19 protein-coding genes and 1 riboswitch are annotated in these 20584 nt (G+C 61.3%); of the genes, 10 read left to right on the top strand and 9 right to left on the bottom strand.

Annotation, left to right across the window (positions count from 1 at the left end):
* Window positions 1-140 precede the first annotated feature (140 nt).
* Together DBR44_RS16205 and DBR44_RS16200 are read left to right on the top strand one after the other, a co-directional pair.
* On the top strand, window positions 141-569 hold the full coding sequence (locus tag DBR44_RS16205) for a LexA family transcriptional regulator (protein WP_124645051.1): 429 nt from the start codon (window positions 141-143) through the stop codon (window positions 567-569).
* Window positions 569-1903, top strand: a complete 1335-nt coding sequence (locus DBR44_RS16200) for a Y-family DNA polymerase (protein WP_124645050.1) — start codon at window positions 569-571, stop codon at window positions 1901-1903. The genes DBR44_RS16205 and DBR44_RS16200 overlap by 1 nt, the downstream gene beginning before the upstream one ends.
* A gap of 15 nt (window positions 1904-1918) precedes the next feature.
* Here DBR44_RS16200 and DBR44_RS16195 read toward each other — a convergent pair whose 3' ends face one another.
* The 3 genes from DBR44_RS16195 to DBR44_RS16185 form a co-directional block, all read right to left on the bottom strand.
* The gene (locus DBR44_RS16195; protein WP_158613636.1) at window positions 1919-3256 is read right to left on the bottom strand and encodes an MATE family efflux transporter; all 1338 of its coding nucleotides are present in this window, start codon (window positions 3254-3256) and stop codon (window positions 1919-1921) included.
* A 122-nt stretch (window positions 3257-3378) separates the two neighbouring features.
* Window positions 3379-3720: a zinc ribbon domain-containing protein YjdM gene (locus tag DBR44_RS16190; RefSeq protein ID WP_124645048.1), complete on the bottom strand. Its 342-nt coding sequence runs from the start codon at window positions 3718-3720 to the stop codon at window positions 3379-3381.
* 145 nt (window positions 3721-3865) lie between these two features.
* The gene (locus tag DBR44_RS16185; RefSeq protein ID WP_124645047.1) at window positions 3866-4885 is read right to left on the bottom strand and encodes a transporter; all 1020 of its coding nucleotides are present in this window, start codon (window positions 4883-4885) and stop codon (window positions 3866-3868) included.
* A 337-nt stretch (window positions 4886-5222) separates the two neighbouring features.
* On the opposite strand from DBR44_RS16185, the gene DBR44_RS16180 reads away from it, so the two are divergent.
* The 4 genes from DBR44_RS16180 (at window position 5223) to fliD (DBR44_RS16165) (ending at window position 10144) form a co-directional block, all read left to right on the top strand.
* Window positions 5223-5453 (top strand): hypothetical protein, encoded by a 231-nt coding sequence (locus DBR44_RS16180; RefSeq protein ID WP_124645046.1) that lies wholly within the window; start codon window positions 5223-5225, stop codon window positions 5451-5453.
* A gap of 162 nt (window positions 5454-5615) precedes the next feature.
* On the top strand, window positions 5616-6899 hold the full coding sequence (locus DBR44_RS16175) for an FAD-binding oxidoreductase (RefSeq protein ID WP_124645045.1): 1284 nt from the start codon (window positions 5616-5618) through the stop codon (window positions 6897-6899).
* 228 nt (window positions 6900-7127) lie between these two features.
* Complete coding sequence (gene fliD, locus DBR44_RS16170) at window positions 7128-8606, top strand: flagellar filament capping protein FliD (RefSeq protein ID WP_233578619.1); 1479 nt, start codon at window positions 7128-7130, stop codon at window positions 8604-8606.
* 170 nt (window positions 8607-8776) lie between these two features.
* Complete coding sequence (fliD, locus tag DBR44_RS16165) at window positions 8777-10144, top strand: flagellar filament capping protein FliD (RefSeq protein WP_124645044.1); 1368 nt, start codon at window positions 8777-8779, stop codon at window positions 10142-10144.
* 91 nt (window positions 10145-10235) lie between these two features.
* Here the strand turns inward: fliD (DBR44_RS16165) and DBR44_RS16160 are convergent, their stop codons facing one another.
* From DBR44_RS16160 to DBR44_RS16150, 3 genes are all read right to left on the bottom strand, one after another.
* Window positions 10236-10823: a TMEM165/GDT1 family protein gene (locus tag DBR44_RS16160; protein WP_124645043.1), complete on the bottom strand. Its 588-nt coding sequence runs from the start codon at window positions 10821-10823 to the stop codon at window positions 10236-10238.
* A gap of 4 nt (window positions 10824-10827) precedes the next feature.
* Window positions 10828-11004: riboswitch (yybP-ykoY riboswitch) on the bottom strand.
* Window positions 11005-11064: 60 nt separating this feature from the next.
* Window positions 11065-12108 carry an ABC transporter substrate-binding protein gene (locus DBR44_RS16155; protein WP_199731078.1) on the bottom strand — a complete coding sequence of 348 codons (1044 nt, stop codon included), beginning with the start codon at window positions 12106-12108 and terminating at the stop codon, window positions 11065-11067.
* A gap of 137 nt (window positions 12109-12245) precedes the next feature.
* The gene (locus tag DBR44_RS16150; protein ID WP_124645042.1) at window positions 12246-13148 is read right to left on the bottom strand and encodes a LysR family transcriptional regulator; all 903 of its coding nucleotides are present in this window, start codon (window positions 13146-13148) and stop codon (window positions 12246-12248) included.
* A 181-nt stretch (window positions 13149-13329) separates the two neighbouring features.
* Between DBR44_RS16150 and argE the strand changes: the two genes are divergently transcribed.
* The 4 genes from argE (at window position 13330) to DBR44_RS16130 (ending at window position 17537) form a co-directional block, all read left to right on the top strand.
* Complete coding sequence (gene argE / locus DBR44_RS16145; RefSeq protein ID WP_124645041.1) at window positions 13330-14487, top strand: acetylornithine deacetylase; 1158 nt, start codon at window positions 13330-13332, stop codon at window positions 14485-14487.
* Between the two features lie 113 nt (window positions 14488-14600).
* Complete coding sequence (locus DBR44_RS16140) at window positions 14601-14939, top strand: thioredoxin family protein (protein WP_124645040.1); 339 nt, start codon at window positions 14601-14603, stop codon at window positions 14937-14939.
* 149 nt (window positions 14940-15088) lie between these two features.
* Window positions 15089-16954, top strand: a complete 1866-nt coding sequence (locus tag DBR44_RS16135; protein WP_199731083.1) for a radical SAM protein — start codon at window positions 15089-15091, stop codon at window positions 16952-16954.
* A gap of 193 nt (window positions 16955-17147) precedes the next feature.
* Window positions 17148-17537 (top strand): phasin family protein, encoded by a 390-nt coding sequence (locus DBR44_RS16130; RefSeq protein ID WP_124645039.1) that lies wholly within the window; start codon window positions 17148-17150, stop codon window positions 17535-17537.
* An 89-nt stretch (window positions 17538-17626) separates the two neighbouring features.
* On the opposite strand, the gene DBR44_RS19535 is transcribed toward DBR44_RS16130, so the two are convergent.
* The 3 genes from DBR44_RS19535 to DBR44_RS16120 all read right to left on the bottom strand — a co-directional run bounded on the left by DBR44_RS19535 (window position 17627) and on the right by DBR44_RS16120 (window position 20569).
* Window positions 17627-17794, bottom strand: a complete 168-nt coding sequence (locus DBR44_RS19535) for a hypothetical protein (protein WP_158613635.1) — start codon at window positions 17792-17794, stop codon at window positions 17627-17629.
* A gap of 150 nt (window positions 17795-17944) precedes the next feature.
* Window positions 17945-19039, bottom strand: a complete 1095-nt coding sequence (locus DBR44_RS16125) for a polyamine ABC transporter substrate-binding protein (RefSeq protein WP_124645038.1) — start codon at window positions 19037-19039, stop codon at window positions 17945-17947.
* A 147-nt stretch (window positions 19040-19186) separates the two neighbouring features.
* Window positions 19187-20569, bottom strand: a complete 1383-nt coding sequence (locus DBR44_RS16120; RefSeq protein ID WP_124645037.1) for an aspartate aminotransferase family protein — start codon at window positions 20567-20569, stop codon at window positions 19187-19189.
* Between the last annotated feature and the right edge of the window lie 15 nt (window positions 20570-20584).

Below are 20584 nucleotides of genomic sequence, written 5' to 3'. Positions count from 1 at the left end.
CCTGCGAATCCCCGCCACACCCGGCCCGCTTGTGCGGGCTTTTTTCTGTCCGCCGCCATCATCTCCGCATGAAAAAATCGGCCCGGGCCGCGTGCTCATCTGCTATATTTTGATTATGTACATTTTCAAAACCATCCGCCATGTCTGACATCACCCTGTGCGGCCGCATCACGACCGCCCAGCCCTGCAGCTTGCCACTGGCCGGCACCGGCATCCGCGCCGGTTTCCCTTCCCCGGCTGACGACTACCTCGACAGCAGCATCGACCTCAATGGCTACCTGATGAGCGATCCCGATGCCTGCTTTGTGGTGCGGGTACAGGGCGACTCGATGAGCGGAGCCGGCATCATGGAGGGTGACTTGCTGATCGTCGACAAGGGCCGCCCGGCGCTGCATGGCGATATCGTGGTGGCGGTGGTGGATGGCGACTTCACCGTCAAGCGCCTGCACCGCCGCGATGGCCGGCTGGCTTTGCGGCCGGAAAATCCGGCCTATCCCATACTGGTGCCACAAAACGAGCAGGAACTGCTGATCTGGGGCGTGGTGTGCGGCTGCGTCCGCCGCTACTGATGCCCCGCTTCGCCCTGGTGGATGGCAACAGCTTCTATACCAGCTGCGAGCGGGTATTCCGGCCCGACCTGATCGGCAAGCCCATCATCGTGCTGTCGAATAACGATGGCTGCGTGGTGGCGCGCTCAGCCGAGGCCAAGTCCATCGGCATCCCGGCCTTCCTGCCCTACTACCAGGTCCAGGGCCTGTGCCGCAAACACCGGGTCACGGTGTTTTCCAGCAATTACACCCTGTATGGCGACATGTCGCGCCGCATGATGAATATCCTGGCGCGCTTCGCGCCGCAGCAGGACATTTACAGCATCGATGAGTGTTTTCTGGAACTGAGCGGCATGGCCTCTCCTCAGGCCCATGGCCAGTGCATCCGCCAGACCCTGCTGGACAAGCTGGGCCTGCCCAGCTGCGTGGGCATTGGCCCCAGCAAGACGCTGGCCAAGCTGGCCAACCATGTAGCCAAGCAACAAGCACACTGGCAAGGCGTGTTCGACTGGGACGATCTGACACCGGCCGAGGCAGAACGCCTGCTGGCCAGCATGGATGTGCGCGAAGTATGGGGCGTGGGACGACGACTGGCGGAAAAACTGCACCAGTTGCGCATCCGCAGCGCACTGGATCTGCAAAGGGCTGACGCCCGCCAGCTCAAGCGCCACTTCAACGTGGTGCTGGAACGCACAGTGGCCGAGCTCAACGGCGTATCCTGCCTGGCACTGGATGATGTCGCCAGCAGCAAGCAGCACATCATTTCCAGCCGCAGCTTCAGCCGCCAGGTCAGCAGCCTGCCACCGCTAGCGGCCAGCATCGCCCATCACATTGCCCGCGCGGCAGAAAAGCTGCGCGCCCAGGGCAGCACGGCAGCGATGATAGGCGTGAGCATCCAGACCAACGCTTATGGTAGCGCGGCCCCCTATCACGGCTATACCTGCATTCCGCTACTGCAGGCCAGCGACGACACCCTCAGCCTGAACCAGGCAGCACAGACCGCGCTGCGTCAGTTGTTCCGGCCCAGCCTGCGTTATCACAAGGCCGGGGTGGTATTGATGAAAATCGGTGACAAGACCATCCAGCAGCAGGATATGTTCGCCCCTGCGCCAGACCCGCGCCGTGCCCGGCTGATGGCCACCATCGACCAACTCAACCGACGACTGGGCAAAGGCAGCATCCGGCTGGCCATCGAAGATATCAGCCAGGATTGGCAGATGCGCCAGGCCATACGCTCGCCCTGCTACAGCACCGACCCACAGCAGGCCATCACGGCCCATCAGCCGTCGTATGCCAGCGCACCAGCCGGCTACCGCCTGCACTGGCCGCGCAGCCGGCACCGCAGCGGCGATTGAGAGACTGGCAAGAACTCAGCGCGGCTGCCCCACTCCATCACGCAGCGCCGGCCAGGCCAGGGTCAGCAGCAGGCCACGCATGGCCATCAACACCAGCAAGGCCGCCCAGATGCCATGATTGCCAAAACCGCGCTGCAGCAGCCACAAGGTCGGCACATAGACGGCGAAGCTCTGCAACATGCCATTGCGCAATACCCGCGTTTGCATGGCTCCCATGAACACGCCATCCCAGAAAAAGGCCCAGATGCACACCGGCGGCAACAGCACCAGCCAGGGCCAGAAGGCTGCCGCCATGCGCTGCAACTGCACATCCGGCGTCATCAGCGGCAGGTAAAACAAGCCCAGCACTGCCATGGCCAGCGCCAGCAGGCCACTCCAGCCCAGCGACAGCCAGCCACAACGCCGCACCACCAGCACCAGCCCGGCGCGCGAGCCAGCGCCAATGGACCGTGCGCCATACACCTCAGCCGCCACGGCGAATCCGTCCAGCAGGCTGACACATACCATGAAGGCTTGCAGCAACAGCTGATTGGCCGCCAGCGTCAGCGTGCCCAGTTGGGCCGCGCTGCGCGTCATCAAGGCAAACGACACCGTCAGCAGCAAGGTCCGCACCATGATGTCCAGATTGGCAGCAAACAGCCGCCGCCACGGTGCCATGCCACCCAGCTGCTGCCAGGCCACACGCCACGGTTGCCACGGCACCTGTCGCAGCATCACCCGGCCCGCCAGCACACTGGCAGTCATTTCACTGATGGCCGTCGCCCAGCCGGCACCGGACACGCCCCAGCCCAGCCCAGATACAAAAGTAATGGCCAGCGCCGCATTCAGGGCATTCATCAGCAACTGCAGCAGCATGACCTGACGGGAATGGCCCAGACCCAGCAGCCAGGCAAACTGGGCATAGGCCAGCAAGGTAAACGGAGCCGACCAGATGCGGGCGTCAAAATACTGCCGGGTCAGCTCGGCCACCTCGGCCGGCGGGGCCAGCAGGTGCAAGGACAGCCAGGCAATCGGCTGCTGCAGCAACAGCAAGCCCACGCCGCCCAGCAAGGCCGCCAGCATGGGCCGCAAACCTGCCAGCACCACCGCCTCCCGCCCCTGCCCACCGGCAGCCTGGGCCACCAGCCCGGTGGTGGTAAAGCGCAGAAAGCTGAAGCACCAGTACACCACATTGAAAATGCTGCCACCCACCGCCACTGCCGCCAGCGCCACCGGATTGCCCAGCCGCGCCAGCACGGCCGTATCCACCAGCCCCATCAAGGGCGTGGCCAGTGCCGCCAGCATCACCGGCACGGCAAAGGCAATCAATTGCCATGGAGAAGGCGCAGCAGCAGAAACAGTGGAGTCGGACATGAGGCAAGCAGGCAAACGGGAAAACAGCATGGTAACAAAGCCCAGCCGGCCCTGCCCGGCAGAGCAGCAATGAAAAAGCACCCGCGCGGGGTGCTTTTCGTTCGGCGGAGTGCTGAGCAGGCTCAGACCTTTTTCACGAACTCCGACTTCAGGCTCATGGCGCCGATGCCGTCGATCTTGCAATCGATATCATGGTCACCGTCCACCAGCCGGATATTCTTCACCTTGGTACCCACCTTGACCACCAGCGACGAGCCCTTGACCTTGAGATCCTTGATCACCGTCACCGTGTCGCCATCCTGCAGCAGATTGCCATTGGAATCACGCACTTCGCGCCCTTGTTCTTCACCAGCGGCATCGGCCTGGGCCGACCACTCGTGCGCACATTCCGGGCAGACCAGCATGGCACCGTCTTCGTAGGTGAATTGGGAACCGCACTGGGGACAATTGGGCAAACCGCTCATGCTATACCTTGCTCGCTAACAGAAAAATCAAATCCATCGACAACTGCCGATGGGCGCAAAGCCGGTATTGTACGCCACCACGCCGGCAAGATCACCCACTGCGCTCATGGTCTCGTCAGCACGGCCTGCGCCATCCGCCGTCAGCCTAACGCGGCTTCTGCCGGCTGAATGCCCACCGGCCGGCCAGAAAGGTGAAGCTGGCAACCAGCACCACCAGCACCCAGAAGCCATGCGGATGGTTGGCCAGCGGCACGCCGCCCACATTCATGCCGAAAAAACCTGCCACGATATTGATAGGCAAAGCCAGCACCGTCACCATCGTCAGGGTGAACAGGGTGCGGTTGGTCTGCTCGTTCAGCTTGGCGGCCAGTTCTTCCTGCAGCAGCTTGATGCGTTCAACCAGGGTGGCCAGGTCGTTCAGCACCAGCGAAAATTCCTCGGTCGATTCGCGCAGGGTCTGCACATCGTGCTCGGCCAGCCAGGCCGGCGGCCGGTTCAGCAGGCGGAACAACGCGCCGGGCTCCGGTGCCAGCAGGCGCTGCATGCGCACCAGGGTGCGGCGCATGCCGGACAGCTCGGCACGGTGATCCTGCAAATGCTCGGCCAGGAAACGATCTTCGATATGATCCACCTTGCGTGCAGACTCGCGCACGATGCTGGCCATGACATCGGCCTGATCCTGCATCAGATGAAACAGCAAGGAGCGGGCCGAGGGAAACACCTCACCGCTTTTCACCGCCGCCCGCAGGCGATCCACCGAGCGCAAGGGGCGTACGCGCGCGGTGACCAGCAAGCGCGAACCGGCGGCCACCCACAGCGTGGCAACATCCGACGTCACCACACCAAAACCCAGTGCCACATCATTGATCACCGCCAGCAGCATGCCGTCCGAGGGTTCGATGCGGGTGGAACTGCTGCCAGCATGCAGCATTTCAAAAAAATCATCGTTCAAGGGCAGTTGCGCCCTGAGCCAGCGCTCGCAGGCCACATGCGCCAGATTGAAATGCAACCAGACAAAGCCATCATCCTGTGCGGGCTGCTGCAAAAAGCGTACCGCCTCTTCCGACGCAATGGGCTGGCCGGTCTGCCCTGGCAGAAAACGGAAGCCACTGATCAGCCCGACCTGATCGGCACCATACATTCCCTCGGAAATCGACACGCTCATGCAATATACCTTCCTGTAATACCACCAGCCCCATGCTGGCCGGCCGTCAGCAAACACCCTGCCATGCAGGATAACATCCCGCCCGGCCTCACTTTACCCAAGGCAGATGACAATTTCGACCTGCCGCAAACAGCAAAATACCAACGTCCTCAGCTGCCGAGCGGGCAACTGACACAGCCCCTCTGCGCTAAAGAAAATTCCCTGGCGACAAGAAGAAACAAGAGCAATTTTATTAAGAATGCATCCCTTATTCGCCACGATGGGAGTTCATAGACTGGCTCGTGTCCTCTTGCGGACATCCCTAGCCCACCCAAGTCTTTTACTCAGGAAAACCATCATGAAACTGATTGCATGGACTGTAGCTGGAGTACTGCTGGCCGGCCCCGCCCTCGCCAACAAGCTGCACCAGGAATCCCCGACTGCCAGCGAAGTAAAAGCCTGGAAGGCAGATCAGGACAAGATCAAAAAACAGGGCACACACAAAAAGCAGCAGCACCGGAAAAAGTCCGCATCCGGCACCAAGCATCAGGTGAAGGAAACCGTAGGCGGACACGAACACAATAAGTAAGCACACTGTCAGCGTCCGCTTGCCGGATGCTGACTCAGCTTCGGCACGTCGTCACCATTAGCGCCCACCACCAAACATTTGATCAAATAATTTGGCAAACGCAGCCACCCTGCGCTAGAATCAGCTGGCATGTGCAAAATATTAAACGAAAAGTTTAACGAAATGCCACAAACCAGCTACCCCGAATCCTACTACGCCGCCTCTGCCAATCCGGTGCCTGCGCGCCCGGCCCTGCAAGGCGAAATCGAAACCGACGTCTGCATTATCGGTGCCGGCTATACCGGCCTGTCCACTGCACTCTTCCTGCTGGAAAACGGTTTCAAGGTCACCGTGCTGGAGGCCGCCAGGGTTGGTTTTGGCGCATCCGGCCGCAATGGTGGCCAGATCGTCAACAGCTACAGCCGCGACATCGATGTGATCGAACGCACGGTGGGCAGCAAGCAAGCCAAACTGCTGGGCGACATGGCCTTCGAAGGCGGCCGCATCATCCGCGAGCGGGTCGCCCGCTACGGCATCGACTGCGCCCTGAAAGACGGCGGCGTGTTTGCTGCACTGAGCGAAAAGCAGATGGGCCATCTGCGATCACAAAAAGCCTTGTGGGAGCGTTATGGCCACCGCCAGCTGCAAATGCTGGGCAAGGATGACATGCGCGGCATCGTGGCCACCGACAGCTACGTGGGCGGCATGCTGGACATGAGCGGCGGCCATATTCACCCGCTGAACCTGGCACTGGGCGAAGCCGCTGCGGTGGAGTCGCTGGGCGGCGTGATTTACGAGCAATCCCCGGCACTGAGCATTGAGCGCGGCCAGCAACCCGTGGTGAGCACACCGCAAGGGCGGGTCAAGGCGAAATTCCTGGTGGTGGCCGGCAATGCCTATCTGGGCAATCTGCTGCCGGAACTGGCCGCCAAATCCATGCCTTGCGGCACTCAGGTGATCACCACCGAGCCGCTGGGCGACGAACTGGCTGCCAGCCTGCTGCCGCAAGACTACTGTGTGGAAGACTGCAACTACCTGCTCGACTACTACCGCCTGAGCCAGGACAAACGGCTGATTTTCGGTGGCGGCGTGGTGTACGGCGCACGTGACCCGGCCAATATCGAGGCCATCATCCGCCCGAAAATGCTGAAGGTATTCCCGCAACTGGCCAAGGTAAAGATCGACTACGCCTGGACCGGCAACTTCCTGCTGACGCTGTCGCGCCTGCCGCAGGTTGGCCGCATTGGCGACAACATCTATTACTCGCAAGGCTGCAGCGGCCATGGTGTCACCTACACCCATCTGGCGGGCAAGATCATGGCCGAGGCACTGCGCGGCCAGGCCGAACGCTTCGACGCCTTTGCCACCCTGCCGCACTACCCCTTCCCGGGCGGCGAGCTGATGCGTGTACCCTTCACCGCCATCGGTGCCTGGTACTATTCGCTGCGTGACAAACTGGGTATCTGAGTTTCCACGCGGTCTGCAACCTGCCGACCGCGCATAGTATGACAACAAGAGCCGGCGTTACACCCGGCTCTTGTTGTCATACCACCCTCCTCCTGCCGTTCGCCATCCTTCTGCCAGACGCAACAGCGCCGATCCGGCCACTATCCTTACGCCTCTTTACCTTGTTTGCAAAAGCAAACATTTTTTGACCTGAACCAGCAGCGGCAAGCAGCGGCCGGTCGCGGATAATTGACCGCACAGCCCACCGTCACGCACAAGGCAGTTACCGACCCGATGAGCACCGCGTCCATCACCACATCCGCCGGCCCGCTGGATGTGCAAAACATCGTCAGCCAGCTGATGACTGTTGAAAAGCAGCCGCTTTCCAGCAGCCAGAGCAAGATCAGCTCCTTCAATAGCAAGCTTAGCGATATCGGCCAGGTCGGCTCGGCCTTGTCAGGGCTACAGACCTCGGTCAGCAGCCTGTCGTCGGGCGCATTCCTGCACACCCTCAAGGCCAGCAGCTCCGACCCCACGGTGGCCACCGTCCATGCCAGTGGCAATGGCGCAGCCGGCAATTACCTGCTGGACATCAGCGAACTGGCCAAACCACGACAACTGGTGTTTGACCAGACCGCCGCCGGGCAAAGCATCAGCAGCGCCAACAGCCCACTGGACAACGTGCCGGACGCACTGACCTTCGAAGTGGCGGGCAGCAGCACAACCGTGCAACTGCGCGATGCCGCCAGTAGCGCAACGGCCAGCAGCGACAGCTCGACAACCACGGCCACCACGCCAGCCAGTGTCAGCCTGCAAAACATCGCCGACAAGATCAATAGTGCCAATGCCAGCGTCAATGCCTCCATCGTGCAATACAAGGGGAGCTATTCGCTGGTAATTGCTGCGGCCGAATCCGGCTCCGACCACGCTTTCAGCATCACGGCCGGCGGTAGCGACAGCAGTGTGGATGAAACCGCCACCAACACCCTGGCTGGCCTGGTGCAGAGCAACACCGCCATCGGCGAATCAAACGATGCCAGCGATGCGACGCTGACTGTCAATGGCATCAACGTCTCCTCCAGCAGCAACACCCTGGACGATGTCATCAGCGGCGCTTCGGTCCTGCTGCAAAAAACCGGTCAGGCAAGCATAGGCATGACCCAGGACAACAGCAGCATCACCAGCAGCCTGCAAGCCTTTGTCGACGCCTATAACAAGGTGCAAACCGCCATCGGCAGCGCTGCAGCCGGCACCCTGAAAGGCGATGCCGCGCTCACCTCGATCCGCAGCCAGCTCAGCGCCGTACTGCAAACCCCGGTCAGCGGTGCCGACCCGCTCAGCTCTTATGCCTATCTGTCCCAGGTGGGCATTGCCATTCAGAAAGACGGCACCCTGGCGCTGGACCAGAGCAGCTTCAGCAAGGCGCTGGCCAGCAAGCCTGCGGCCGTGGCCAACCTGTTCGGCAACAGCAGCAATACCGGCTTTGCCGACCGTTTCAACAGCACCATCAACAATTTGCTGGGACCTGCGGGAATCATCGTGACCAAACAACAAGACCTGAGCCAGAACGTCAGCGACGAAACCACGCACCAGACGCAGTTGCAAACCAAAGTCAGCAGCAAACAGGCCGACTATCTGCACCAGTACACCAGCCTGAACGCCACGCTGGCCAAAATGCAGCAATCCACCAGCAATCTGTCCGGGCTACTGGCCACATCCAGCAAATAGCAGAGCACGCAGGCCGCCGCAGGCGATCATGACGCTGTGTGACAGCCTTAACATTCGGCAACATTGTTTAACCCTGTTTTGCCATCAAGCGGCAGGCCTTTCCCGTCGATAATGCCAGCAGAGCATATCAAGGCAGGCCGGATTCAGCCGCAGGCCGCAGGGAGAACAGCATGACCGCAGCATCCATCACCACCACCGCCGGCCCGCTAGACGTGCAATCCATCGTCAGCCAGCTGATGACCGTGGAACAGCAGCCGCTGACCGACAGCCAGAACAAGGTCTCCACCTACAAGACCGATCTGAGCGATATGGGCCAGATCAGCTCCGCCCTGTCTGCGCTGCAAACCTCGGTCAGCAGCCTGTCATCCGGTGCCTTCCTGCAAACTTACAAAGCCACCACATCAGACAGCACGATTGCCAGCGTGGCCACCAGCACCGGCGGCATTGCCGGCAGCTACCAGCTGGATGTCAGCAAACTGGCCCAGTCGCGTCAACTGGTGTTCGACCAGAACAGTACCGGCCAGTCCATCAGCAGCGCCACCACTGCACTGAGTAGCGTCCCCGCCTCGCTCACCTTCAGCGTGGCCGGCACCAGCACCACGGTAAACCTCAACAACGGCGGCAGTGGTGGCGAAAGCCTGCAAAACATTTCCGATGCCATCAACAGTGCCAATGCCGGCGTCAATGCCTCCATCGTGCAGTACAACGGCAATTACTCGCTGGTGATCGCCTCGGCCAACTCCGGCTCGGCCAATGCCTTCAGCGTCACCGCTGGCGGCAGCGACAGTGGCAACACCAGCGGCAATACCCTGGCCGGACTACGGCAAAGCAGTACCGCGGCGACCGAATCCTTTGCCGCCAGCGATGCCCTGATGACCGTCAACGGCGTCAATGTTTCATCCAGCAGCAATAGCGTGACCGGGGTCATTAGCGGCGCAACCGTCAACCTGGAAAAAACCGGGCAGGTTTCCATCGGCATGAGCCAGGACACCTCGGGCATCGCCTCCAGCCTGCAAAGCTTTGTCGATGCCTATAACAAGGTGCACAGCACCACCAGCAGCGCCTTCAGTAGCGACATGAAGGGCGACGACTCACTGCTATCGATTCAGGACCAGCTCAGCTCGGTGCTGCAGACGCAGGTGGCCGGCGTGAATGCCGCCAGCTCCTATGCCTATCTCTCGCAGGTCGGCATTTCCCTGCAAAAAGACGGCACCCTGGCACTGGACCAGACCGCCTTCAACAAGGCGCTGACCAGCAACCCGACTGCCGTGGCCAATCTGTTCGGCAATAGCAGCAGCACCGGCTTTGCCGACCGCTTCAACACCACCATCAACAATCTGCTGGGGCCAACCGGCATCGTAACCACCAAACAGAACGATCTGAACCAGAGCGTGACTGACGAAACCAACCACCAGACCGAAATCCAGACCAATCTGGATGCGCTGCGCAGCTCTTACGTGCAGCAATACACCACGCTGAATGCCACGCTGGCGCAAATGCAGCAATCCACCAGCAACCTGGCCAGCCTGCTGGCCTGATAAAACGCAGCCGACCATCAAAAAAACGCCGCCCGGTGCAAACCGTGGCGGCGTTCATCGTGAATGACCTAGCCGAAATAACCTAGCCTGATCAGCCCAGCAGCTGGTTTCCATTGATGGCATTGGCCAGCGCCAGCCCGCCCAATACCAGGAAAATGATGGATGCAATGATGTGTACGGCCTTGGTAGGCAGACGGTCGGCGAAGCGGCTACCCAGGTAGATGACCGGCACATTGGCCAGCATCATGCCCAGCGTGGTGCCGGCCACCACCGGCAGGAAGTCATGAAAACGGGCCGCCAGCGCAATGGTGACCACTTGCGTCTTGTCGCCCATTTCGGCCAGAAAAAACGCGAACACCGTGGTGGCGAATACGCCCATCTGCCGCTTGGGCATGACGATTTCGCCTTCGTCCAGCTTGTCGGGAATCAGGATCCAGCCGGCCATCAGCGCAAATGACGCCACCACGGCCCAGTTGAGGATATTGGGACTGAGCGCGGTAGACAGCCAGGCACCGATGCCACCGGCACCGGCATGATTGACCAGCGTGGCCAGCAGGATGCCCAGAATGATGGGGACCGGCTTGCGATAGCGTGCAGCCAGAATCAGGGAAAGCAGTTGGGTTTTGTCGCCGATTTCGGCCAGGGCCACCACACCGGTGGATACCAGAAAGGACTGCATCGAGAATTCTCCATGGCCGGGACGCGAAAACGAGTGACCGCAATGCGTCCCGGCCATGCAGAGCATTACGGTCAAAAGTCTCGCCAAGTCTCGGACCACGTGTGCCATGCCGGAACCGGCAAGTCTGTTGACACACGTCCCTCTCACATGCGGAGGGCGGCTACTCCCTAATGACGGGTGGCATTGTAAAGCAGCCATGCCATTTGGCAAGCCCCATTGCCGGTTTTCTGCGTTTATCCCGTCAGCGTGCAGCCCAGGCGTTGAAACGCTGCTCCAGGTTTTCGCCGTGATCCACCCAGAAACTGCTGTCAATGGCCACGCCCTGCTTCAGGTTTTGCGGTGCGGTGGGCAGGTTGGCCAGGATAGCCTTGTCGATCAGCGCTGCCGCCTTGCGATGGCTTACCCCATAGCTGATACCTTTCACATACTCAGCCTGGGCAGCAGGCTGGCTGACGAAAGCCAGAAACTTGTAAGCGGCATCCAGATTGGCGCTGCCCTTGGGGATGGTCCAGTAGTCGTAATCGTAGATATTGCCGTTCCACACCATTTGCAGCTGCTTGCCACCCTCTTTTTGCGCAGCGCTGATGCGTCCGTTATAGGCGGAGCTCATCACCACATCGCCAGCCGCCAGATACTGTGCCGGCTGGGCACCGGCCTCCCACCACTGGATATACGGCTTGAGCTGATCCAGCTTGGCAAAGGCGCGATTCAGCCCGGCCGGTGTGTTCAGCACCTTGTATACATCGTGCGCAGCCACGCCATCGGCCATCAGGGCGATTTCCAGCGTGTATTTGGCCCCTTTGCGCAGCGCACGCTTGCCGGGATATTTCTTCACATCCCAGAAATCAGCCCAGGAACGCGGAGCCGTCTTGAGCTTGTCGGCGTTGTAGGCCAGCACTGTGCTCCAGGCATAAGCCGCCATGCCACAGGGCTGGGCCGCGCCCGGCAGCAGTTCGGCCGGCTTGATGATGCGGCGATAGTCCAGCTTCTCGAACATGCCCTCGTCGCAACCGCGCAGCAGGTCGGGCGACTCCACGTCCAGCACATCCCAGCTCACCCGCTTGCTGTCGACCATGGCCCGCACCCGCGCCATTTCGCCGTTGTAATCACCGCTGACCACCTTGATGCCGCTGCCGGCGGCAAAGGGCTGGTAATAGGCTTTCTGCTGGGCGTCCTTGTTGGCACCGCCAAACGACACCACGGTCAGCTCGGCCGCCGACAGCACCGGGGCCAACAGTAGCCCGGCGTACAGGAAAACACTTGGAAAACGCATGGATGAAGGCATGACTATCCCCTGAAAGTTGCACAGCCAGGTGGGCGGCTGTGTGACTTACTCTAGGGACAAGTCCGGCAATAGGTAAAATAGCTTTACCCTGTCAACTGCATCGATTTTTACGATGCAAGAAAGCGCCGTAGCCTGGCTCAGCCCAAGCGACTGATATTGCGCTCGCACAGCGTGACAAAAGCCTCGGCCCGGCGGGTCAGACGCAACTCCTGCGGCCAGGCCAGTACGATATTCAAGGCCGGCACCTCCTCCACGATGGGCAGGCACACCAGCGCATCCCCGGCGTAAGTTTGCGGCGTCTGCGGCCGCAGGTTCAGCAAGGCATAGCCGTTGCCAGCGGCTACCAGTCCGCGTACCAGCTCGAAATTGACAGTCTTGTGGCGCACCCGCGCCTCCAGCCCCTGCAGGCGAAACACCGACAGGAAATACTCGCGGCTATGCGGCAAGTCCAGCAGCACCATGGGCAAGGGGGCAAGATCCTGCAGCGAAACCGCCGCCCGCCCGGCCAGCGGGTGCGTGGCCGGCAGCAAGACATAGGGCAGCACGGTCTGCAGCGTCTGCCGGTACAGGCTGGGTGCCAGGTCCAGGTCGTACAGCAAGGCCAGCTCAGTCTGGCCGCTCAGCAAAGCCTGCTGCAACTGCTCGGTATCCCCTTCGTGCAGCCGCACCGAGATGTCCGGATAATCTTCGCGCATGGCCGCCAGCAGTCGCGGCAGGAAAATCGGCGCGATGGTGGTAAAGCAACCCAGCTCCAGATTGCCCTGCAAGGACTGACTGAGCGCACTGGCGTGCTGGCTCAGGTCCTCGGCATGCGCCAGCAGATTGCGCGCCGCGGCGACAAAGCTTTGCCCGGCCGGCGTCAGCGAGACGCCCTTGGCATGGTGCCGGATAAAGAACTGCAGGCCGAACTGCGCCTCCAGCTGGGCAATGGCGCTGGAAATACCTGGCTGCGAGGTGTACAGCGCATTGGCTGCCGCCGTCACACTGCCGTGGTCGGCCACTGCCACCAGATAAGCCAATTGCCGCAGGGTGTATTGCATAATATTTATCGATCCAATTGGAAAAATAATAATATTTTCAGTATTTACTGTGACCACCTACACTCGCCTTGTCAACCAGACTGCCAAGCCCCGGCACCACAGCCAGATGCTAGACTTGCACCCGGCAACAAGACAGCCGGCAGTCTCCGGCCTCTCCCTGCCCGCTACGGAAAGAACCCCAATGGAATCCCTCACCCTGCTGAATACCCTGGCCGGTTTCGACACCACCAGCCGGCTGAGCAATCTGCAGCTGATTCGCTTCGTCAAAAACTATCTGGCCGGTTTTGGCGTGAGCAGCCAGATCGTGGAAAACGAAGATGGCAGCAAGGCTAACCTCTACGCCACCATCGGCCCCACCGACCGTCCCGGGGTGATGCTGGCCGGGCATACCGATGTGGTCCCGGTAGACGGCCAGCACTGGCACAGCAATCCCTTCCAGCTGGATGTGCGCGATGGCCGCGCCTATGGCCGTGGCAGCGCCGACATGAAAGGCTTTATCGCCAGCGTACTGGCGCAGGTGCCGCAACTGGCACGCAGCCAGCTGCACACCCCATTGCACCTGGCTTTTACCTATGACGAGGAAATCGGCTGCATCGGCGTGCGCCGCCTGCTGGAAGTGCTGGGCGGCCTGCCGGTCTTGCCAGCCATGGGCATCATCGGCGAACCAACCCGCATGCAGCTGGTGGCCGAGCACAAGGGCAAGACCGCCTGGCGCGTCACCGCACGCGGGCATGAGGGCCATTCCAGCAACCCGCAAGCCGGCGTCAATGCAGTGGAGTACGCGGCCGAGCTGGTCAGCTTCATCCGCAGTCTCGCCCGCCAGCGCCGCCAGCACGGGCCATTCGACCCCTTGTATGAAGTGCCGTACAGCACCCTGCATGTCGGCACCATGCAGGGCGGCACCGCCCTCAACATCATCCCCGCCAGCTGCCATTTCGACTTTGAAATCCGCCACCTGCCGCAAGACCAGCCCGCACCGCTGCTGGCCGCCATCCGCCAGCACGCCACCCAGGTATTGCAGCCGGAAATGCAGGCGGTGGATGCCGACTGTGGTTTCAGTTTCAGCGAGAAAACCAGCTACCCCGGCCTGCTCACACCACCGGACGCCGAGGTGGTGCGCTTTGTGCAAGGCCTGCTGCAAGACAGCAGCCCGCCACGCAAAATAGCCTTTGGTACCGAGGCCGGCTTGTTCAGCGAACGCTGCGGCATCCCCACCGTGGTGTGCGGCCCCGGCGACATCGCCCAGGCTCACCAGCCGGACGAATGGCTGGCGCTGGATCAGCTGGCCGCCTGCGATGCCTTTCTGGGCCGGCTGGTGGCGCAACTGAGCGCGGGCTGAGTCAGCGACATCGCATCAGCGCAAGGCCCGGCCCGCTGCTTGGCACAAGGAAGCCGGGCCGATTTTGCCAAGGAATGCTATCCTCCTGCTGCACAAGCAGACAGGAAGCCACCATGGCCTATCACAGCGCATTTACCCCGCAAGACCAGGAAGCCAGTGCCGAACAGCTGGCCGGCCAGCGTGGCTGGCTATTGCTGGAATTCGGTGCGCCCTGGTGTGGCCACTGCCAGGCGGCGCAGCCCCTGCTGGCCGCTGCCATGCAAGCCCACCCGGACCTCGCCCACCTCAAGATTGAAGACGGCAAAGGCCGCCGGCTGGGCCGCACCTTTGCCGTCAAGCTCTGGCCTACCCTCATCCTGTTGCACGATGGGCAGGAGGCAGGCCGACTGGTGCGACCTGACAGTGCCGCCGCCATCAGCCAGTTGCTGAACCAGGCCGCAGCCAACAGCTGAAGCATTATTTTATGATTTCGCCCCTGCCACGCTTGCGCGGCGGGCAGTACAAGGCAGTGGCCAACCCGCCGCCGCAGGAAATGGATGTCATGCAGTTCACCCACGCCGAGTCGCCGCGCTCACCCCGTATCCTGTCGCTCATCCCGCCGATGACGCAGCTGAATACGCCCTACCCCTCCACCGCCTATATCACCGGCTTTTTGCGCTCACGCGATGTCAGCGCCTTTCAGGAAGACCTGGCGCTAGAACTGGTATTACGGCTGTTTTCCGTGAGTGGTCTGCAAGCGGTGCGCCAGCAGATTGACGCCATTCCACCGAAAAAACGCAGCAACCAGCTGCACGGCTTTGTCGGCCAGTTCGAACGCTATCTGGCCACCATCGGCCCGGCCATCGCTTTTTTGCAGGGGCGCGACTCCACCGTGGCCCACCGTATTTGCGGCCGCAACTTTCTGCCGGAGGGTGAACGCTTTGCCTCGCTGGAAGTGTATGTCGACCCGGACGACCCCTATGGTGGCGACCCGCTGGCCTGGGCTTTTGGCGCACTGGGCCAGCAGGATCGCGCCCGTCATCTGGCCACGCTCTACCTGAACGATATTGCCGATGTGCTGCGCGAAGCAGTGGACGAGCGCTTTGAATTCGTGCGCTATGCCGAATCGTTAGCCATGAGCCAGCCCACCTTCGACCCGCTGGCCCACGCCCTGGCCGGCAAGCCCTCGCTGGTGGACGACACACTGCAACAACTGGTGGAAGAAGCCATTGCCCGCCATCAGCCGGACATCGTGCTGCTGTCGGTCCCCTTCCCCGGTTCGGTGTATGCCGCCTTTCGCATCGCCCAGACCATCAAGGCGCGCTGGCCGGCCATCCGCACCGTGCTGGGCGGGGGCTTCGTCAATACCGAACTGCGCGAACTCACCGAGCCGCGCGTATTCGACTACTTCGACTTCATCACCCTGGACGATGGCGAAAAGCCGCTGCTAGCCCTGCTGGAGCATCTGGCCGGCAAGCGCTCGGTGTCGCGGCTGGTCCGCACTTTTGTGCGCGAAGATGGCCAGGTGCGCTACATCAATATGATGGAAGCGGACATCCCTTTCGAAGAGGTCGGCACCCCCACCTGGGATGGCCTGCCCATCGACCGTTACCTGTCGCTGCTCGACATGCTCAACCCCATGCACCGGCTATGGAGCGACGGGCGCTGGAACAAGCTAACCGTGGCGCATGGCTGCTACTGGAAAAAGTGCAGCTTCTGTGATGTGACGCTGGACTACATCTCACGCTATGAAACCGCCTCGGCCAGCACGCTGGTGGATCGCATCGAGGCCATCATTGCCGAAACCGGCCAGACCGGCTTCCATTTCGTCGACGAAGCCGCCCCGCCCAAGATGCTGCGCGCGCTGGCCGAAGAACTGCTGCGCCGCAATGTGGCCATTTCCTGGTGGGGCAATATCCGCTTCGAAAAATCCTTCACCCCCGAGCTATGCCAGCTGCTGGCGGAAAGCGGCTGCATCGCCATTTCCGGCGGGCTGGAAGTGGCCTCGGACCGCCTGCTCAAGCTGATGAAAAAAGGCGTGTCGGTGGAACAGGTGGCCCGCGTCACCCAGGGCTTTACCGAGGCCGGGGTGCTGGTGCATGCCTATTTGATGTACGGCTTCCCCACGCAGACGGTGCAGGACACGGTGGACGCACTGGAATACGTGCGCCAGCTGTTTGACACCGGCTGCATCCAGTCCGGCTTCTTTCACCGTTTTGCCTGCACGGTACACTCGCCAGTGGGGCAGAACCCGGAAGAATACGGCGTCAGCCTGCGCCCCTTGCCGCCAGTCAGTTTCGCCAAGAACGATATCGGCTTCATCGACCCCACCGGCACCGACCACGACGCCATGGGCAAGGCGCTCAACAAGGCGCTGTACAACTACATGCACGGCATCGGGCTGGAAGAAGACGTACGCAGCTGGTTTGCCGGCCGGGTACCGAAAACCCGTGTGCCGCGCAATTTCATCGCGCGCGCCCTGGGCTGAACACCGGCACCAACACTACTCCAAAGGCCGGCTTTTCCGCTTGCACACCCTTCATCTGCCGGGCTGGCCGGCCCGGCAGCGGCCAGCGCACTGAACGTTTGCCCGCTACCGTGCATCCAAGCTGCTGCAGCGATGACCTTGAGAATCATCCCCTTGATTTCCCAAGCCGCTGCGCCAGCCCAGGAGAACGCCCATGTCATCCGCCCCGAAGAATGCCCGCTTCCCACAGCAACCCAGCCTCGATATCACGCTGAAGTTTCTGCAAGTTTCGATGAACAATGTCGAGCAACTGATGAATTTCCAGATCAGCACCAGCCGCATCCAGCTGGACAACTATGCCAAGTCGCTGCAAGCACTGAGCCAGGCCGAAACGCCGCAAGAAGCACTCAGCCAGATCAGCAGCATCGCCAAGGAAAATGCCAACCAGGCCATGGAATGTTCCGGCGAATTCTGCGGCATCTTGTCCAAGGCACAGGAAGAGCTGCAAGGCCTGGCGCTGGAACACCTGGGCAGCGTGCAGGACTCGCTGCAGGGCATGGCCAGCTATCTGCAGCAGCCAGCCACCACCAGCAAGAAGAAATAAGCCTGGCCACGGCAACCTACCGTAGCCAAACAAACAGCCCGCCATCTGCAAGGATGTGCGGGCTGTTTCGATGTGAGCGGCTACGCTGCTCAGTCGTCGCCGAAATCGGCTTGCTCGGTCAGTTGCTGGGCCTGTTTTTGCTCTTCGGCCAGCCTGGCCTGCCATTGCTCTTCACTCAGACCATGGCTGCCATCGCAATAATCACGTCGTCCACAACCACAACGACCGATATCGGCCGGATTCGCCTGTACTCGCATTGTCTTCCCCAGATAAACCCGTCACCGCCACCTTGGCATGACCGGCCGCTCGGCCACGTCGGCCAGCAAGGGGCAGAGACTACCCTGAGTCGGCGGCCGATTCAACGCCAGTCGTCACGAATACAGCCATCTGCCGCATCAATATCAGGCTCAACGCCCGGTCTTTAACTGCGTCCACAGCCGGTTTTGCAAGCGCAGGATGTCCGTGGGCAAGGGCTGTAACAGAAACAGTGTCTGCATGACCGCCGGCGACGGATAAATACCGCCATCACTGGCAATGGCCGCTTGTACCAGCTTGCGTGCCGGCAGGTTGGGCGTGGGGTAGAACACCTTGTTGGTAATGCCGGCAGCGACATCCGGCTGCAGGATGTGGTTGATCCACTGATGAGCAGCGGCCGGGTTGGGCGCATCTTTGGGAATGGCCATCATGTCGACGGAAAACGGTGCCCCGCTTTTGGGAATGACATAGCTGATCTGGTAATGCTTGCCGGCATCGGCCGCACGACGGCGGGCAATGCCGATATCGCCGGACCAGCCAACGGCAAGGCAGATATCGCCATTGGCCAAATCATTGATATAGCCGGAAGAGTTGAACTGGGTGATATAGGGGCGGATCTTCCTCAGGGCTTCGAATGCCGCCTGATAATCGGCCGGGTTCTTGCTGTTGGGGTCTTTGTGCAGGTAATGCAGGGTGATGGCGAACACATCGCTGGCCTGATCCAGCATGGACACCCCACAGCCTTTCAGCTTGCCCAGCGTGGCCGGCTCGAACAGCACATCCCAGCTATCCAGCGCCACATCCTTGCCCAGCGCCGCCTTCACCTTATTCAGGTTCAGGCCCAGGCCATCGGTAAACCAGGCATATGGCACACCGTATTTGTTACCGGGGTCGGCGCTGGCGATCATCTTCATCAACTGCGGATCCAGATTGGCCAGATTGGGCAGCAATGCCTTGTTGAGCGGCAGGTAGATGCCGGCTGCCGCCTGACGGGCCATGTAGTTGGAGGTGGGCACGACAATATCGTAGCCCGCCTTGCCGGTCAGCAGCTTGGCTTGCAGGGTGTCGTCACTGTCGTAGACATCGTATTTGACCTTGATGCTGGTCTGTTTCTCGAAGCTGGCGATGGTCTGCTCACCGATATAATCGGACCAGTTGTACACGTGCAGCTCGGCAGCCTGCGCGGTCAGGCCGAGACAGAGTGCCGCGCCGGACAATAGCAGGCGCGTGGTGGGTTTACGGCTCATGATGGGACTCCCGATATTCCTGTGACGAAATCCGCAGGCCGGCGCATGGCTGGCCTGCGGGGTAAATGGCGCAACTGGGAATGAGTCATGCCGGCTCTGGATGGCCGTTTGTCAGGGTCTGGCAGGGCGGCGGCAGCCGCCCGGAATTTAGAGCAGACCCAGCTCCTGTGCGGTGCGGTCCACCGCGCGGCGGGTCTTGTCCAGCAGTTCGTCGATTTCGCTGCGGGTAATGGCCAGCGCCGGTGCCATGATCATGCGGCCATGGGTGGAGCGGATGATCACCCCCTCGTCAAAGCCGTGGCTGCGGCAGCGCCAGGTAATGTCATCTTCATCAGCAAACAGCTGGCGGCTGCTCTTGTCCTGGGCAAACTGCAAGGCTGCCACCATGCCGGTCCCCTGGATGTCGCCCACCAGCGGGTGCTCGGCAAATAGCTGGCGCAGGCAGGCTTGCAGATAGGGGCCGGTATCCTGCTTCACCGCCTCTACCATGCCCTCGCCCTGCAGCACATCCAGATTGGCCAGCGCCACGGCGGCGGCCACCGGATGGCCGGAATAGGTCAGGCCATGGGCGAACACCCCGCCCTTGGCGACCAGCGCCTCGGCCATGCGCCGCGACAGCACCAGCCCACCCATGGGGATGTAGCCGGAGGTCAGCCCCTTGGCGATGCTCAGGGTATCCGGCTGGAAATCGAAATGCTGGTGGGCAAACCACTCGCCGGTGCGGCCAAAGCCACCGATCACCTCGTCGGCACACAGCAGCACATCGTATTTGCGGCAGATGCGCTGGATTTCCGGCCAATAGCTTTCCGGCGGGAAAATCATCCCGCCCGCACCCTGGAAGGGCTCGGCAACAAAGGCAGCCACCTTGTCCGCGCCCAGTTGCAGGATTTTCGTCTCCAGCTCCTGCGCGCACTTGAGGCCAAACTCGGCCGGGCTCAGCTTGCCGCCATGGGCGTACCAGTAAGGCTCGGCAATGTGCTCGACACCGGGAATGGGCAGATTACCCATCTCGTGCATGAAGGCCATGCCACCGAGCGAGGCGCTGCCCACGGTGGAGCCGTGATAACCGTTGTGGCGGCCGATGAAGATTTTCTTGTCCGGCTGCCCCATCACATCCCAGAAGCGACGCACGGTGCGGATCAGCACCTCATTGGCCTCGGAGCCGGAATTGGTATAGATCACATGGCTGTACTGCCCCGGCAGCAGGGCAAACAGCCGTTCGGACAATTCCAGCACCGCCGGATGGGTGGTATGGAAAAACAGGTTGTAATAGCTCAGCTGTTGCAGCTGGCGCGTGGCTGCATCGATCAGCTCCGGCCGGCCATAACCGACATTGGTGCACCACAGGCCAGACATGCCATCCAGGTATTTCTTACCCTCGCTATCCCATAAATACAGGCCCTGCCCACGGGTGATGACGCGTGCGCCCTCCTCGTTCAAGGCTTTCTGATCGAGAAAAGCATGAATATGATGGGCCGCGTCCATCGCCTGGTATTCGGCGGTACTGCGTGTGGTCTGATTACTGTGCATTGAGGTCTCCATGCC

This window comes from Aquitalea sp. FJL05, from assembly GCF_003852595.1.
Classification (GTDB): Bacteria; Pseudomonadota; Gammaproteobacteria; order Burkholderiales; family Chromobacteriaceae; genus Aquitalea; species Aquitalea aquatilis.
This window is presented reverse-complemented; position numbering and strand designations above follow the sequence as displayed.